Annotated in this window: 17 protein-coding genes; 5 read left to right on the forward strand and 12 right to left on the reverse strand. The window is 71.5% G+C overall.

Annotated features, from left to right (window positions below):
* Positions 1-41 precede the first annotated feature (41 nt).
* Positions 42-1076: a phosphatase PAP2 family protein gene (locus ACFY0F_RS19175; RefSeq protein WP_388795140.1), complete on the forward strand. Its 1035-nt coding sequence runs from the start codon at positions 42-44 to the stop codon at positions 1074-1076.
* A 107-nt stretch (positions 1077-1183) separates the two neighbouring features.
* On the opposite strand, the gene ACFY0F_RS19180 is transcribed toward ACFY0F_RS19175, so the two are convergent.
* The 3 genes from ACFY0F_RS19180 to ACFY0F_RS19190 form a co-directional block, all read right to left on the reverse strand.
* Positions 1184-1399, reverse strand: a complete 216-nt coding sequence (locus tag ACFY0F_RS19180; RefSeq protein WP_388795143.1) for an I78 family peptidase inhibitor — start codon at positions 1397-1399, stop codon at positions 1184-1186.
* Between the two features lie 226 nt (positions 1400-1625).
* Positions 1626-2657 carry a helix-turn-helix transcriptional regulator gene (locus ACFY0F_RS19185; protein ID WP_388795145.1) on the reverse strand — a complete coding sequence of 344 codons (1032 nt, stop codon included), beginning with the start codon at positions 2655-2657 and terminating at the stop codon, positions 1626-1628.
* Positions 2658-2767: 110 nt separating this feature from the next.
* A complete protein-coding gene (locus ACFY0F_RS19190) occupies positions 2768-3457 on the reverse strand; it encodes a transglycosylase family protein (RefSeq protein ID WP_388795148.1) in 690 nt (229 codons plus the stop codon).
* Between the two features lie 538 nt (positions 3458-3995).
* On the opposite strand from ACFY0F_RS19190, the gene ACFY0F_RS19195 reads away from it, so the two are divergent.
* Together ACFY0F_RS19195 and ACFY0F_RS19200 are read left to right on the forward strand one after the other, a co-directional pair.
* The gene (locus ACFY0F_RS19195; protein ID WP_388795151.1) at positions 3996-4781 is read left to right on the forward strand and encodes a hypothetical protein; all 786 of its coding nucleotides are present in this window, start codon (positions 3996-3998) and stop codon (positions 4779-4781) included.
* A 62-nt stretch (positions 4782-4843) separates the two neighbouring features.
* Positions 4844-5248, forward strand: a complete 405-nt coding sequence (locus ACFY0F_RS19200; protein WP_388795154.1) for a hypothetical protein — start codon at positions 4844-4846, stop codon at positions 5246-5248.
* Between the two features lie 53 nt (positions 5249-5301).
* On the opposite strand, the gene der is transcribed toward ACFY0F_RS19200, so the two are convergent.
* The 5 genes from der to aroH form a co-directional block, all read right to left on the reverse strand.
* Positions 5302-6783 carry a ribosome biogenesis GTPase Der gene (gene der / locus ACFY0F_RS19205; protein WP_388795157.1) on the reverse strand — a complete coding sequence of 494 codons (1482 nt, stop codon included), beginning with the start codon at positions 6781-6783 and terminating at the stop codon, positions 5302-5304.
* Positions 6784-6853: 70 nt separating this feature from the next.
* Complete coding sequence (locus tag ACFY0F_RS19210; protein WP_388795269.1) at positions 6854-7453, reverse strand: lysophospholipid acyltransferase family protein; 600 nt, start codon at positions 7451-7453, stop codon at positions 6854-6856.
* Between the two features lie 62 nt (positions 7454-7515).
* Entirely contained in the window at positions 7516-8202 is a 687-nt protein-coding gene (gene cmk / locus ACFY0F_RS19215; RefSeq protein WP_388795159.1) for a (d)CMP kinase, read from the reverse strand.
* A gap of 122 nt (positions 8203-8324) precedes the next feature.
* Positions 8325-9410, reverse strand: a complete 1086-nt coding sequence (locus ACFY0F_RS19220) for a prephenate dehydrogenase (protein WP_388795162.1) — start codon at positions 9408-9410, stop codon at positions 8325-8327.
* Positions 9407-9769: a chorismate mutase gene (aroH, locus tag ACFY0F_RS19225; RefSeq protein ID WP_388795165.1), complete on the reverse strand. Its 363-nt coding sequence runs from the start codon at positions 9767-9769 to the stop codon at positions 9407-9409. The genes ACFY0F_RS19220 and aroH overlap by 4 nt, the downstream gene beginning before the upstream one ends.
* Before the next feature lie 201 nt (positions 9770-9970).
* Between aroH and ACFY0F_RS19230 the strand changes: the two genes are divergently transcribed.
* A complete protein-coding gene (locus ACFY0F_RS19230; protein WP_388795168.1) occupies positions 9971-10405 on the forward strand; it encodes a ubiquinol-cytochrome c reductase iron-sulfur subunit in 435 nt (144 codons plus the stop codon).
* A 22-nt stretch (positions 10406-10427) separates the two neighbouring features.
* The gene (locus ACFY0F_RS19235) at positions 10428-11171 is read left to right on the forward strand and encodes a DNA polymerase beta superfamily protein (RefSeq protein WP_388795171.1); all 744 of its coding nucleotides are present in this window, start codon (positions 10428-10430) and stop codon (positions 11169-11171) included.
* Here ACFY0F_RS19235 and ACFY0F_RS19240 read toward each other — a convergent pair.
* The 4 genes from ACFY0F_RS19240 to ACFY0F_RS19255 form a co-directional block, all read right to left on the reverse strand.
* Positions 11097-11849, reverse strand: a complete 753-nt coding sequence (locus ACFY0F_RS19240; protein ID WP_388795173.1) for a DNA polymerase beta superfamily protein — start codon at positions 11847-11849, stop codon at positions 11097-11099. The genes ACFY0F_RS19235 and ACFY0F_RS19240 overlap by 75 nt on opposite strands.
* Before the next feature lie 86 nt (positions 11850-11935).
* Entirely contained in the window at positions 11936-13003 is a 1068-nt protein-coding gene (locus tag ACFY0F_RS19245; RefSeq protein ID WP_388795176.1) for a pseudouridine synthase, read from the reverse strand.
* Positions 13003-13668 carry an SMC-Scp complex subunit ScpB gene (gene scpB, locus ACFY0F_RS19250; protein ID WP_388795179.1) on the reverse strand — a complete coding sequence of 222 codons (666 nt, stop codon included), beginning with the start codon at positions 13666-13668 and terminating at the stop codon, positions 13003-13005. The genes ACFY0F_RS19245 and scpB overlap by 1 nt, the downstream gene beginning before the upstream one ends.
* Positions 13665-14510, reverse strand: coding sequence for a segregation and condensation protein A (locus tag ACFY0F_RS19255; RefSeq protein ID WP_388795182.1), 846 nt, complete (start codon positions 14508-14510; stop codon positions 13665-13667). Before ACFY0F_RS19255 ends, scpB begins: the two co-directional genes overlap by 4 nt.
* Positions 14511-14700: the final 190 nt, after the last annotated feature.

Consider the following 14700-nt stretch of genomic DNA (forward strand, 5'->3'; position numbering starts at 1 on the left):
TTCGATCGGGTTGAGAGCTCACCCGCTGTAACGTCGATTGGGTGCGTACCGAACGAAACCTCACCCGTCGTCTGGACCGGGTGTTCGCCAGACTGGACCGGGAGCCGGAACGACCGACCCACATCGATGTGCCGAGGATGAGCCGGCACCGGGTCGTGCTGTTCTCGGCGACCCTGGCCTTCTATCTGGCGATCGTGTGGGCCGTGGTGACCACCTCCTGGCTGGTCCGGCTCGACTGGCAGGTCATGTTCTTCCGGCCGTACCAGCAGTGGGCGGGCATCCACTGGTTCGTCGACTACTACGTGGTGCTCGGCCAGCGCGGCCCCACCGCCGTGATGGTCGCGGCCTGGCTGGGCTGGCGCTCCTGGCGGCAGCACACGCTCCGCCCGCTGGTGACCCTCGGCGCCTCGCTGCTGCTGCTGAACATCACGGTCGGCGCCGCCAAGTACGGCATGGGCCGTCTCGGACCGCACTACGCGACCGTCATCGGCTCCAACGAGATGGGGATGGGCGGCGATATATTTCCCAGCGGCCACACCGCGAACGCGGTGGTGACCTGGGGAATCCTGGCGTACCTGGCCTCCACCCCGAGGGCCCGCCGCTGGCTGTCCGCGGTGTCGGCCGTGACCTCGCTCGGCGTCGGGATGGCCACCGTCTATCTCGGTACGCACTGGCTGAGCGACGTACTGCTCGGCTGGGCCGCGGGGCTGCTGATCCTGCTCGCGCTGCCGTGGTGCGAGCCGCTGATCGCCCGGGCCGAGGTCGCCCTGCTCGACCTGCGCGACCGTGTGCGCGACCGTCGCCGGAACCGCCGCGACCGCACCGCGCCCGCACCGGTTCCGGTCAGCCCGGTGGCGCTCAAGCCGCGCACCGTCACCGCCGAGGAGATGGCACCGGCCCGCGAGCCGGTCTCCTCGCTGCACACGCCCAGGGCGTCGGCGCACCGGGCGCCGAGCCCCCACGCCGCCCGTTCGGAACGCACCCCGGTCAGCCCGGCGGGCAGCCGCCGCCCTCCCCACCCGGAGCGCGTCCCGCGCGGCGCGGCCCCGGCGGCCCGTCCCGTGACGGGCGGCTGAGGGTCAACGACACGGCGGGGGCCGGTACGCACAACCCGACCCCGCAGGGCGAAGGCCCCGGTTCCCGTCCGCGGGAACCGGGGCCTTCGTCGCGCTTCCCCGGGGGGTCAGCCCTTCCAGGCGCGAGCCACCCGGCCCTCGCGCACCTCGAAGTTCAGCCGGCCCGACCGGTACTCCATGGTGATGATCGCGCCGGGCGGCAGTGACCGCACCGTCGACCAGCCCCTCTCCCGGGCGAGCCGCTCGGCTAGCGTCGCGTCGAGACCGACGTACCCTTCCGGACTGTCCTGGGGCTCCGCTGACGGAGTGGGAATCGGTGCCATACGGCCACGCTAGCCGGGCGTCCCTTCCCCGTCACACTTCCGTCACAGGTCCACGACACTCGTTTCGGCCGGACTTTGTCACACGTACGTGGGTTTCTGCGCGGCTTACCGGGGTATTCGAACGCAATTCTTGCCGTAGGCCCGTCCGGTCGAATAGCCCGGCGGAAAACATCCCTGCATTCGGAATCCGTGCGCTGCCGCACAAGCTGACACAGCATAAGAAAATTCACCGATCCGGCACAGAATCCGCGCGCCGGGGAAGCTCTCCGAGAGCGCGCGAGAGCCGGTCGCGGGCCGTCCTGATCGCCTCGGTGAGCTCGGCGGGCTCCAGCACCTCGAAGTCGAAACCGAGCGTCATCACGTGCACCACCATCACGTCCAGACTCGCGGCACCGGCGCGCAGGATGCAGGCGTCCGCCCCGTCGGGCTCCAGCGTCCCGGCGGAGGGAGAGACCCGCTCGGCCGCCTGCGCCAGGGGGACCAGCAGCCGGACGGCGGCGTGCGAGGCGTACGCGTGCGTGGAGACCCCGCGGGAGACATAGGCGGCGAGGTCCTCGGCGGGCGGCTCGCGCGGGGTGAAGCGGGGCCCGTGGGGCGGTCTCGGCGTGATGCGGTCGACGCGGAAGGTCCGCCAGTCGGCGCGGTCCAGGTCCCAGGCGACGAGGTACCAGCGACGTTCGGTGCACACCAGGCGGTGCGGTTCGACGGTACGGCGGCCCTGGGGGCCGATGGGGGTCCCCCCGCTCGAGTCTGTTCGAGAGTGGGGGAGGGCGCGGTACTCGAAGCGGAGCCGCTCGGCGTCCCGGCACAGGTTGGCCAGTTCGGTCAGGACGGCCGGGTCGACGGCGGAGGCCTGCGGTCCGCGCAGCATGGGCACGGTGAAGGCGTTGAGGGCGCCCACCCGGCGGCGCAGCCGGTCCGGCAGCACCTGCTCCAGTCTGGCGAGGGCCCGCACGGAGGTCTCGCCGATGCCCTCGATGCCCTGCCCGGCGGCGGTCCGCAGCCCTACGGCGACGGCGACCGCCTCGTCGTCGTCCAGGAGCAGCGGCGGCAGCTCGGCCCCCGCCCCGAGCTGGTAGCCGCCGCCGGTGCCGGGACTGGCGTTGATGGGGTAGCCCAGCTCGCGCAGCCGGTCCACGTCCCGGCGGACGGTGCGCGGGGTGACGCCGAGGCGGTCGGCCAGTTCGGCGCCCGACCATTCGCGGTGGGCCTGGAGCAGCGAGAGCAGACGCAGCAGGCGTGCCGAGGTCTCCAACATGGGGCCGAGTGTGCCAGCCGACGCGGACAGCCACTGTCCTCATGAGGAGCTCGACGAGGAGCTCATGGGGGGCTCATGAGGACAGTGGCTCGTTCTCGGACCGGCGCGGCTCAGATGGTGAGGTTCTGACCGGGCACGATCAAGTTGGGGTCACCGCCGATGACGGCCTTGTTGGCGGCGTAGATCCGCTGCCAGGTGGTCCCGTGCCGGGCGGCGATCCTGCTGAGTGTGTCGCCCTCGCGGACGGTGTAGTTCCCGTGCGACGCGCTGCGGGTCGAGCTGCGGTTGCTGTGGCTCGTCGAACGCTGCGGCGTCTGCGACGGCTTCGACGGTGCGGACTTGGTGGCGGCCGGCTCCTCGGTCGCCGACTTCGTCGTGGCCGTGCCGGAGGAGGCCGCCGCCGGAGCGGCTCCGTAGGCCCCGGCCCGGGCCGAACAGACCGGCCAGGCGCCCCAGCCCTGGGCGCCCTGGACCTTGGTGGCGACGGCGATCTGCTGCTCCCTGGAGGCCTGGTCGGCGGTCGGCGCGTAGGCCGAGCCTCCGTAGGCGCGCCAGGTCGAGGCGGAGAACTGGAGTCCGCCGTAGTAGCCGTTGCCGGTGTTGATGTGCCAGTTGCCGCCGCTCTCGCACTGGGCGATGCGGTCCCACACTCCGTTGTCCGCCGCGTCTGCGTTGCCGGTCGCCGCCAGCAGTCCGAGCGGGGCGAGCAGTGCCGCCCCGGCGAGGGCCGCCGTCGTACGGCCCTTGCGGGCGCTGTCCTTGCGAGCGGTGCTACGGGTGGTATCGGCACATTCGGACATGTAATTCCCTCTCCACGAACCCGGGGTCCCCCCGAGCGGGGCACGTTCCCGCGCATGGACGCGGTTCACGCGCTCCGCCCCGTCCGCCGTGGCCGATGCCGTGGTGGTGCCTGTTCGGCGCGGCCGGCGGACGTTCCCGAGCGGTGCAAGTTGCACACGGCCGAGGAATGTAAGGAGCCCTGCCAGTCGGTATCAACCAACTCCCCGTTGTCGCAGGCCAGTTCGCGGTTACCGCGGGTATCGGCGATTTTGAGTCACCCACTTCATTCGCCGATTTCCTGATTTGTCGACCACTGTCGCGAACGATCTGTGACTCACTTCACCGGATCAAGTTCCTTGACACGGTGCTGAGTTGACGATGAGTAGGCAGTCCCGCACCTGCTGTGACCGTGTGCGGTGGTTGGTTCGATTCCGTTCTCCTCGGGGCGTGACTCCCGCCACAGATCGCCCGTTGTCTTCTTCATGAGCCCGGAGCCCCGGGGCTCACGGGCCGGGAGCCACCCGGCCGACCCAGCACCGCATCCCGAGGGAGCCACCCGTGCCGCGCATGCTCGACGTCAGCGACGCCGTACGCGCCGAGATCGGCGACGAAGAAGCCGACCGGCTGCTCGCCGGAGAGAACGCCCCGGGCAGTTACGACTGCACGTCCTGCCGTACGCCGGGCGACTCCGAGCAGGAGCGCACCAGCACCGTTCTGTTCGTCGGCGAGGAGACCGCCGTTCTCGCCTTCGCCCACGCCAGCTGCCTGCCCTCGCAGGTCGTCCAGGTCACCGAGGAACAACTGCAGGGCGCCGTCCGCTCCATCAGCGGCGACGCACACGGCTCCGGCGGCCGGCCGGAGAAGGCGGTGCCCGAGCAGGCCGTGCTCGGGGTGACCAGCGGGCTCGTGCTGATCTCCGGGGAGCTGCACCCGGCGCTTGTCGTGGAGCCGACCGCGCCGATCGTCCGCCCGGGCGCCACCGGAACCGGCGACGACTTCCTGCCGCTGCTCATCGAGCAGGGGTTCATGCCGGTCACCGAGCTGGGCTCGGTGCCGCCGGTGCTGCACGGGTGGTCGGTACTCCTTGCCGTCGGCCAGCTGCACGCGGTGCTCCAGCCGGGCGCGGGCGGCCAGCCGGTCGCCTGGTGGCAGGCGCACCAGCCGCTGCAGGTCACGGAGGGGTGGCGGGCCGCCGCCAACAAGCTGCAGCAGGTGCTGATGTTCGCGGCACCGGTCGGTTCGATCGGGCGCCAGCCCCGGGAGGACCTGCTGCGGGACGCGCTGGACAAGGCGGCGGCCAACGGGAAGCTGGTCGCGGCCGCGCTGCCGCTCGCCGGGACCTGACCGCATGCGCACGGAGCGCCCCCCAGCCGCATCTCCGAGGGCTCAGGGTCGTTTGGACATACGTGCACGCATACGACGTTCCTCCCCGCCGCCCGTCCTTCTCCCCCATTCCGGCCGCCCGGTCGGGGCAGGATGCGCCCGGCAGGCCATCGGCCACGCCGATCTACGACGCGCTCTACGCGGAGTGGGTCAGGACCTTCCGGACACTGCCGGGCGACCGAACCGGTGAGGAGGACTTCGGGTTCACCGCGTTCGGGAACACCCCGCACGGCACCGGTATCGGCACGGGATCGTACGGCTCCACCTCGTACAGCCCGTACAGCACGGGCGCGTACAACGCCCGCCATGTCTCCGGGCAGCAGCAGCAGCCGCCCTGGCACCGGATCGGGCCGCTCGGACGGCAGCACGACACCGGGATGCACCACGTCCCGGCGGCGCTGCCGCCCGGTCCGCGCCGGGGGGTCTGACGTACGAGAGGCTGCCGCACCACGCCCCCGGCGTGATGCGGCAGCCTCTGCTGCTACTTCTTCTTCGCGCCGCGCTTCTCGCGCACCCGCACCGAGATATGGATCGGCGTGCCTTCGAAGCCGAACTCCTCGCGCAGCCGTCGCTCGATGAAGCGCCGGTAGCCCGCCTCGATGAATCCGGAGGCGAAGAGCACGAACCGCGGCGGCTTGGTGCCGGCCTGGGTGCCGAAGAGGATGCGCGGCTGCTTGCCGCCCCGGACCGGGTGCGGGTGGGCGGAGACCAGCTCGCCGAGGAAGGCGTTGAGCCGGCCGGTCGGGACCCGGGTCTCCCAGCCGGCCAGGGCCGTCTCGATCGCCGGGACCAGCTTCTCCATGTGCCGGCCGGTGCGCGCGGAGACGTTGACCCGCGGTGCCCAGGCGACCTGGCCGAGCTCGGTCTCGATCTCCCGCTCGAGGTAGTACCGGCGCTCCTCGTCGAGGGTGTCCCACTTGTTGAAGGCGAGCACCACCGCACGGCCCGCCTCGACCGCCATGGTGACGATGCGCTGGTCCTGGACGGAGATGCTCTCGGACGCGTCGATCAGGATGACCGCGACCTCGGCCTTCTCGACGGCGGCCGCGGTGCGCAGGGAGGCGTAGTAGTCGGCGCCCTGCTGGAGGTGGACGCGCTTGCGGATACCGGCCGTGTCGACGAACTTCCAGGTCACGCCGCCGAGTTCGATCAGCTCGTCGACCGGGTCACGGGTGGTGCCCGCGAGTTCGTTGACGACGACGCGCTCCTCGCCCGCGACCTTGTTGAGCAGCGAGGACTTGCCGACGTTCGGGCGGCCGATCAGCGCGATACGGCGCGGGCCGCCCACGGCGGCGCCGAAGGTCTGCTCGGGCGCCTCGGGCAGCGCCTCCAGGACGGCGTCCAGCATGTCGCCGGTGCCACGACCGTGCAGGGCGGAGACGGGGTGCGGCTCGCCGAGACCCAGGGACCACAGGTACGCCGCGTCGGCCTCGCCGCTCGGGCCGTCGACCTTGTTGGCGCACAGCACCACGGGCTTGCCGGCCTTGCGCAGCAGCCGGACGACCGCCTCATCGGTGTCGGTCGCGCCCACCTTGGCGTCGACGACGAACACGACCGCGTCGGCCGCCTCGATGGCGTACTCGGCCTGGGCGGCGACGGAGGCGTCGATGCCGAGGACGTCCTGCTCCCAGCCGCCGGTGTCGACGACCTTGAAGCGGCGGCCCGACCACTCGGCCTCGTAGGTGACCCGGTCACGGGTGACGCCCGGCTTGTCCTCGACGACGGCCTCGCGGCGGCCGATGATCCGGTTCACCAGAGTCGACTTGCCGACATTGGGGCGGCCGACGACGGCGAGGACCGGCAGCGGGCCGTGACCCGCCGCCTCGATGGCGCCCTCGACGTCCTCGAGGTCGAAGCCCTCCTCCGCGGCGAGCTCCATGAACTCCGCGTACTCGGCGTCGCCGAGCGCCCCGTGCTCGTACTCGTGCTCGGCCGAGCCGTCGGGCTGGATCTGGTCGTTCATGAAGTCCGTACCTCGTCGTTCATTCGTGGTGATCGGTGGATCGCCCGGTTGGTCCCGGGTGATCCACTACTCAAGTGTCGCCTGTGCGGCCGGTCAGCCGCCTGGCGTTTTCCAGGTGCGCGGTGAGCTGCTTCCGGATGCGTTCGGTCGCCTCGTCCAGCGCCTTGCGTGTGCGCCGCCCGCTGCCGTCGCCCGCCTCGAACGGGTCACCGAAGACGACGTCGATACGGGTACGCAGCGGAGGCAACCCCTTCACCAACCGACTCGACCGCCTGGAACTTCCCAGCACCGCGACGGGCACGATCGGTGCCCCGCTGCGCACCGCGAAGTACGCCAGCCCGGCGCGCAGTGAGGCGAAGTCGCCCTCGCCCCGGGTGCCCTCCGGGAAGATGCCCAGTACTCCGCCGCCCTCCAGCACGCCGAGCGCCTGTGTGATGGCCGTGCGGTCGGTGGTCTCGCGGTCCACCTTGAGCTGGCCGATGCCCCGCAGGAAGGGATCGAGCGGGCCGACGAACGCCTCCTTCTTGATCAGGAAGTGCGTCGGCCGGGGTGCCACCCCCATGACCATCGGACCGTCGATGTTGTGGGAGTGGTTGACGGCCAGGATGACCGGGCCGGTCGCGGGCATCCGCCAGGCGCCGAGCACACGGGGCTTCCACAGCCCGTACATCAGGCCGACGCCGATACGTCGCCCGACCTCGGCGCCCTGCGGGGAGGGAACGGACGGCTGGGTCACTTCCCCGCTCGCTTCTCCTCGACCAGGGTGACGACGCACTCGATGACCTGGGCGAGGGTGAGTTCGGTGGTGTCCACCTCGACCGCGTCGTCCGCCTTGGCGAGCGGGGAGGTCTTGCGGCTGGAGTCGGCCGCGTCCCGCTTGATCAGCGCCTCACGGGTGGCCTGGACGTCCGCGCCCTTCAGCTCGCCGCTGCGGCGGGCCGCACGGGCCTCCGGGGAGGCCGTGAGGAAGATCTTCAGGTCGGCGTCCGGCAGCACGGTCGTACCGATGTCCCGGCCCTCGACGACGATGCCGGTCTCGGCGGAGGCGGCCAGTGAGCGCTGCAGCTCGGTGATCCGGGCCCGCACCTCGGGCACCGCGCTGACCGCGCTGACCTTGGACGAGACCTCCTGGGTGCGGATCGGGCCGGCCACGTCCACGCCGTCGACCGAGATCGTCGGGTTGTCCGGGTCGGTGCCCGAGATGATCTCCGGCTTGCCCGCCACCGCGGCGATCGCCGACGGATCCTCCAGGTCTATGCCGTTGTTCACCATCCACCAGGTGATCGCCCGGTACTGGGCGCCGGTGTCCAGGTAGCTCAGACCGAGCTGCGCGGCCACGGCCTTCGACGTGCTCGACTTGCCCGTGCCGGCGGGGCCGTCGATGGCGACAATCACGGGCTGGGCGGCGCCGTTTTCCACGGGGGGACACCTTCCTGGTGCGGCTGGCGGGGGTGTGCGGGACGCGATGCGCCCCGCACAAGGTTACTGGGTTCGGGTGACCCGAGTGGACGGCCGCCTCCCGGCACCGGCCCGCACCCGCCCTACTGCCGCAGGGCCCATCCACGCTCCCGCAGCGCGGTGGCCAGCGGTCCGGCCGCCTTCGGCTCCACGATGAGCTGTACGAGACCGGCCTGCTGACCCGTCGCGTGCTCGATGCGCACGTCCTCGATGTTGATCCCGGCCCGTCCCGCGTCCGCGAAGATGTGGGCGAGCTGGCCTGGCTGGTCGTCGATGAGCACCGCCACGGTCTCGTAGACCCGCGGGGCGGAGCCGTGCTTGCCGGGCACCCGGACCTGGCCCGCGTTGCCGCGCCGCAGCACGTCCTCGATCTCCGCGGTGCCCTCGCGCCGCTTGGCCTCGTCCGAGGACTGCAGGGCGCGCAGGGCCCGCACCGTCTCCTCGAGGTCGGCTGCGACGTCGGTGAGCAGGTCGGCGACCGGCCCGGGGTTCGCGGACAGGATGTCGATCCACATCCGGGGGTCGGAGGCGGCGATCCGGGTCACGTCCCGGATGCCCTGCCCGCACAGCCGTACGGCCGCCTCCTCCGCGTGCTCCAGACGGGCCGCGACCATGCTGGAGACCAGATGGGGCATGTGCGAGACCAGGGCCACCGCGCGGTCGTGGGCGTCGGCGTCCATCACGACCGGCACCGCCCGGCAGTGCGAGACCAGTTCCAGGGCGAGGTTCAGCACCTCGGTGTCCGTGTCCCGGCTGGGCGTCAACACCCAGGGGCGGCCCTCGAACAGGTCGCCGGTCGCGGCGAGCGGGCCGGACTTCTCACGCCCCGACATGGGGTGGGTGCCGATGTACGCCGACAGGTCCAGGCCGAGTGCCTCCAGCTCACGGCGCGGGCCGCCCTTGACGCTGGCCACGTCGACGTACCCGCGGGCCAGGCCGCGGCGCATGGCGTCGGCGAGGACACCCGCGACGTACGCGGGCGGGGCGGCGACGATCGCGAGGTCGACCGGGCCGGAGGGGGCCTCGTCGGTGCCGGCGCCCAGCGCGGCGGCCGTCCGGGCCTGTTCGGGGTCGTGGTCGGCGAGGTGCACGACGACGCCCCGCTGGGCCAGGGCGAGTGCGGCGGACGTGCCGATGAGCCCGCTGCCGATGACGAGCGCGCTCCTCACTGGGCGATGTCCTTGCGCAGGGCGGCGGCGCCACCGAGGTAGACATGGGCGATGTCGGCGCGGGGCCGGTCCGACTCGATGTGCGCGAGCACGCGGACGACACGCGGCATGGCGCCCTCGACGTCCAGTTCCTGCGCGCAGATCAACGGCACGTCGAGGATGCCGAGCCCCCGGGCGGCGGCCGCCGGGAAGTCGCTGTGCAGGTCGGGCGTGGCCGTGAACCAGATGCTGATCAGGTCGTCGGCGGTCAGCCCGTTCCGCTCCAGGATGGCGGTGAGCAGGGATCCCACCTGCTCGTCCATGTGTCCGGCCTCGTCCTTCTCCAGCTGGACGGCCCCCCGGACCGCTCGTACCGCCACGGCGCTGCTCCTCGCTGACGTGCGTCCTGCTTCTCGTCCGACCAGCGTAGTCAGGCCACGCGGGCCCGGCGTCCGGCGCCCGCCCCCTGAGACGGGAGGCCGACGCGCTGACGGTCGTCGCCGCATTGCTTCGCCCCGGGCGGGTTAGGTGCCAAGATGCCGCTATGTCCGACTTCCTTCCCGTACGTTCGGAGTGATCACATGACGCACGGCGCGACGCGGCGCACGGTTCTGACGACGGGCGCGGGGGCGCTGGCCGCGGGATGCGTGGGGTGTGGCGGAAACAACAGCGGCGGAAACAGCAGCAGCGCGAACAGCAGCAGCCCACACAGCAGCAGCGGTTCCGGCGGCCGGGAGCTGGGCAGCACCAGCGACATTCCCGAGGGCGGCGGAAAGGTGTTCGCGGACCAGAAGGTCGTGGTCACCCAGCCGAAGAAGGGCGAGTTCAAGGCCTTCTCCGCGATCTGCACCCATGAGGGCTGCACGGTGAACCAGGTGGTGGACGGCAAGATCGACTGTCCCTGCCACGGCAGCCAGTTCGAGATCGCCGACGGTTCGGTGGCCCGGGGTCCGGCCGCCAAGCCGCTGCCCGCCGAGAACATCACGGTGCACGGAAATTCCATCCGGCTGGTGTGAGGAGCCGCGTACGCTCCCGGGCATGCATCCCGAGGACCTGGTACGCGACCACACGATCTACTCCTGCGTGATGGGGTCGCGTGCCTTCGGTCTGGCCACGGAGGGCAGCGACACCGACCGCAGGGGCGTCTTCCTCGCCCCCACTGCCCTGTACTGGCGGTTCGACAAGCCGCCGACGCATGTGGACGGTCCCGGCGAGGAGCAGTTCAGCTGGGAGCTGGAACGCTTCTGCGAGCTGGCGTTGCGGGCGAACCCCAACGTCCTGGAGTGCCTGCACTCACCCCTGGTGGAGCACGTCGACGCCACCGGCCGTGAACTGCTGACCCTGCGCCGGGCCTTCCTCTCCCGCCGGGTCCACGAGTCGTTCACCCGGTACGCCCTGGGCCAGCGCAGGAAGCTCGAAGCCGACGTCCGCACCCACGGCGCCCCGCGCTGGAAGCACGCGATGCATCTGCTGCGGCTGCTGATGAGCGCGCTGGACCTGCTGCGCACGGGCGAGCTGACGATCGACGTCGGTGACCGGCGCGCGGAGCTGCTCGCGGTGAAGCGGGGCGAGGTGCCCTGGCCGGAGATCGAGGCCCGGATGGCCCGCCTGGCCGCTCAGACGGACGCGTGGACGTACCGTACCCCGCTGCCGGCCGAGCCGGACCGCCGCCGGGTGGAGGACTTCCTGGTCCGTGCTCGCCGTGCCTCAGCCGTCCAGGCGGACGCGGACCACGAAGTCGTGCAGGGCGTCGTACGCGGTGGGAGCGTCGGGCAGCACTGAGGCGGCCTGGGCCTCGTCGAGCACGACGTGCAGTCTCTCGATGTCGGCGGCCACGCGCGCGTGGTCCACCTCGGCTCTGCCGTGCTCCCGCTCCGCCTTCGCCGCGATCAGGTCGGGCAGGTAGGCGGGCGCGTCCGGGCAGGTGCCGAGCAGGGTCGGCAGATGGGCCTGCACCTCGCCGCTGCGCATCAGATGGATGCCGGTGAGCAGGACCCGGAAGGTGTACAGCAGCGGCTTGAGCTCGCCGGTCTTCTGGAACAGCCGCCACTGCGTCGCCGCGAACCCGCGGTAGTGGTGGGCGTGGTGACCGGTCAGCACCCCGGGCGCGAGCGCGGCCAGCTCCCGGTGCGCTTCGGTGGTGTGCACGACCAGGGGCGACAGGAGCTGCTCCAGCACATAGCCGTTGCGGCGCAGCATCAGCCGTACGAACTTGCGCAGATCGTGGGTGACGAGGTCCATCTCGACGCCGTACCGCACCCAGATCCGGGACCGGGTCTCCTCCGGCTCCCGCAGGCCGACCAGGTCCGCGGCGGGCAGCAGATGCACACCGCGCAGGTCCAGGTCGGAGTCCTGCGAGGGGAAACCGTACAGGTGCGCGCCGGAGACCGTGGCGAACAGCAGGGGGTCGGGCTGCTCGGCCATGACGGGCGTCAGGTCCATGTCGAGATCGTCGATCATGCCCCAAGCGTCCCAGAGCGCTCCCGGCTCCATCGGCTCACCCCGGCACTCGACGCGCTCCACGGTCTCCTGCCATGGAATTCGGCCTAGAGGTCGACCTCCTGCATCAGCATGCCGACCTCCGTGTTGGACAGGCGGCGCAGCCAGCCGGACTTCTGGTCGCCCAGGGTGATGGGGCCGAAGGCGGTGCGGACCAGTTTGTCGACGGGGAAGCCGGCCTCGGCGAGCATGCGGCGGACGATGTGCTTGCGGCCCTCGTGGAGGGTGACCTCGACGAGGTAGTTCTTGCCGGTCTGCTCGACGACGCGGAAGTGGTCCGCGCGGGCGTAGCCGTCCTCGAGCTGGATGCCGTCCTTGAGGCGCTTGCCGAGGTCGCGCGGGATCGGGCCGACGATGTGCGCGAGGTAGGTCTTCTTCACGCCGTACTTGGGGTGGGTCAGGCGGTGCGCCAGCTCGCCGTGGTTGGTGAGCAGGATGACGCCCTCGGTCTCGGTGTCCAGGCGGCCCACGTGGAACAGGCGCGTCTCACGGTTGGTGACGTAGTCGCCGAGGCACTGGCGGCCCTCCGGGTCCTCCATGGTGGAGACCACGCCGGCCGGCTTGTTCAGGGAGAAGAACTGGTACGACTGGGTCGCCACCGTCAGGCCGTCGACCTTGACCTCGTCCTTCTCCGGGTCGACCCGCTTGCCCTGCTCGGTGACGATCTCGCCGTTCACCTCGACGCGGGCCTGGTCGATCAGCTCCTCGCAGGCGCGCCGGGAGCCGTAGCCCGCGCGCGCCAGGACCTTCTGCAGCCGTTCGCCCTCCTGCTCGGCGCCCGGGAAGGTCTTGGGCAGCTTGACGTCCTTCTTGCCCGCGTACCGCTCGCGGTTGCGTTCCTCGGTCCGGGTCTCGTACTCACGCGAGCGCGAGGGTGCCGTACGGCCGCCCTTCTGGGGCTGCTTGGGGCCGCCCTTGGCGCCACCGCGCGCGGCGCCGCCCCGCCCGGACTTGGGGCCGTCCTGGGAGGCGCCGGGACCCACGTCGTAGCGGCGCTCCTCGGGGCGTGGCTTGCGGGGACGGCCCTGCCCCTGCCGCTCGTCCCTGTTGTTGCCGGCGCCGCGGTGGTTCCCGCGTCCGCTGTTCCTGCCGCTGCCGCTGCCGCTGCTTCGCATCAAAGTTCCGTCGTCGTCGTGTTCGTCGTTGGACCGTCGTCCGGGTCCGGGGCGTCCGGATCGAACGACGGCACGGCTTCCTGGGTCTCGGCCTCGATCGCCTCCGCCTCCGGGAGGAAGGGCGCGAGCTCCGGGAGCTCGTCCAGGCCGCGCAGGCCCATCCGCTCCAGGAAGTAGTTCGTCGTCCTGTACAGGATCGCACCTGTTTCGGGTTCCGTGCCCGCCTCCTCGACCAGACCGCGCTGCAGGAGGGTGCGCATCACACCGTCGCAGTTCACTCCGCGCACGGCCGAGACCCGGCTGCGGCTGACCGGCTGGCGGTAGGCGACGACCGCAAGGGTCTCCAGCGCGGCCTGGGTGAGGCGGGCCTGCTGGCCGTCCAGGACGAAGCCCTCGACGGCGGGCGCGTACTCGGGGCGGGAGTAGAAGCGCCAGCCGCCCGCGATCAGGCGCAGCTCGAAGCCGCGTCCCTGCACGGTGTACTCGTCGGCCAGTTCCCGTAGCGCGTCCGCGATCTGCCGCCGGGGCCGCTGGAGTATCTTCGCCAGCTGTTCCTCGGTCGCGGGCTCGTCCACGACCATGAGGACGGCCTCCAGGGCGGGCTTGAGTTCGAGGTCGGCGGCCGTGCGCAGCCCCGTGGGGAGATCGGTGGTGTCCTCGCTCACGTCTTCTTCTCCTCCTCCTTGGGCTCCTCCGGGGGCCGGTCGAACTCGTCCGTGACCATCGGGGCGGCGTCCCCGTCCCCGCCGGTCCAGCGCACGATCAGCTCGCCGAGTGCGGAATCCTGGTCCAGGGCGACGGCCTTCTCCCGGTACAGCTCCAGCAGCGCGAGGAAGCGGGCGACGACGGTGAGCGTGTCGTCGGTGTCCTCGACGAGCGTGCGGAAGCTGGCCTCGCCGAGCTCCTTGAGCCGCCCCACCACGATGCCGGCCTGCTCCTGTACGGAGACCAGCGGCGCGTGGATGTGGTCGACGTACACCTGGGGCTTCGGCCTGGGCTGCATCGCCTTGACGGCCAGCCTGGCGAAGCCCTCCGCGCCGATGCTGATGACGACCTCGGGGAGGAGTTCGGCGTGGTGGGGTTCGAGGCCGACGGTACGGGGGTAGCGCCGCGCCTCCTCCTCCAGCCGCTGGTTGAAGATGTCCGCGATCTGTTTGTACGCCCGGTACTGCAGCAGTCGTGCGAAGAGCAGGTCCCTGGCCTCGAGGAGCGCCAGGTCGGCCTCGTCCTCGACCTCGGCGGCGGGCAGCAGCCGGGCCGCCTTCAGATCCAGCAGTGTGGCCGCGACGACCAGGAACTCGGTCGTCTGGTCCAGGTCCCAGTCCGGCCCCATCGCCCGGATGTGCGCCATGAACTCGTCGGTGACCTTGGAGAGGGCGACCTCGGTGACGTCCAGCTTGTGCTTCGAGATCAACTGCAGCAACAGGTCGAAAGGCCCCTCGAAGTTGGCAAGGCGAACCTTGAAGACGCCGTCGGCCGGCGCCGGTTCGACTTCGCCGACGGACACGGGTCCGGGCCGCGCCCCGGCCGTCCCTTCGGAACCCGCTCCCGCCCCGTCACCGGCCACCACCCCGGCGGAGGGCGCTGCCCCAGCCTCCGACCGGGACCCACCGCCGGCGCCGCCTACCGGGGCCCCCGGGCCCGCCTCGAGCTCCAACTCGGCACGCGGTGAAACCGCAACCGGCACCGACCCCGCG

Origin of the sequence: Streptomyces sp. NPDC001544 (assembly GCF_042894285.1) — a bacterium.
Taxonomy (GTDB): Bacteria; Actinomycetota; Actinomycetes; order Streptomycetales; family Streptomycetaceae; genus Streptomyces.

Coding starts and splice junctions, on each gene's coding strand:
- der (WP_388795157.1), bottom strand. CDS start 6,783: ATGAACGACCAGATCCAGCCCGACGGCTCGGCCGAGCACGAGTACGAG.
- ACFY0F_RS19185 (WP_388795145.1), bottom strand. CDS start 2,657: ATGTTGGAGACCTCGGCACGCCTGCTGCGTCTGCTCTCGCTGCTCCAG.
- ACFY0F_RS19245 (WP_388795176.1), bottom strand. CDS start 13,003: ATGCGAAGCAGCGGCAGCGGCAGCGGCAGGAACAGCGGACGCGGGAAC.
- ACFY0F_RS19210 (WP_388795269.1), bottom strand. CDS start 7,453: ATGTACGGGCTGTGGAAGCCCCGTGTGCTCGGCGCCTGGCGGATGCCC.
- ACFY0F_RS19235 (WP_388795171.1), top strand. CDS start 10,428: ATGCATCCCGAGGACCTGGTACGCGACCACACGATCTACTCCTGCGTG.
- ACFY0F_RS19230 (WP_388795168.1), top strand. CDS start 9,971: ATGACGCACGGCGCGACGCGGCGCACGGTTCTGACGACGGGCGCGGGG.
- ACFY0F_RS19180 (WP_388795143.1), bottom strand. CDS start 1,399: ATGGCACCGATTCCCACTCCGTCAGCGGAGCCCCAGGACAGTCCGGAA.
- ACFY0F_RS19190 (WP_388795148.1), bottom strand. CDS start 3,457: ATGTCCGAATGTGCCGATACCACCCGTAGCACCGCTCGCAAGGACAGC.
- ACFY0F_RS19240 (WP_388795173.1), bottom strand. CDS start 11,849: ATGATCGACGATCTCGACATGGACCTGACGCCCGTCATGGCCGAGCAG.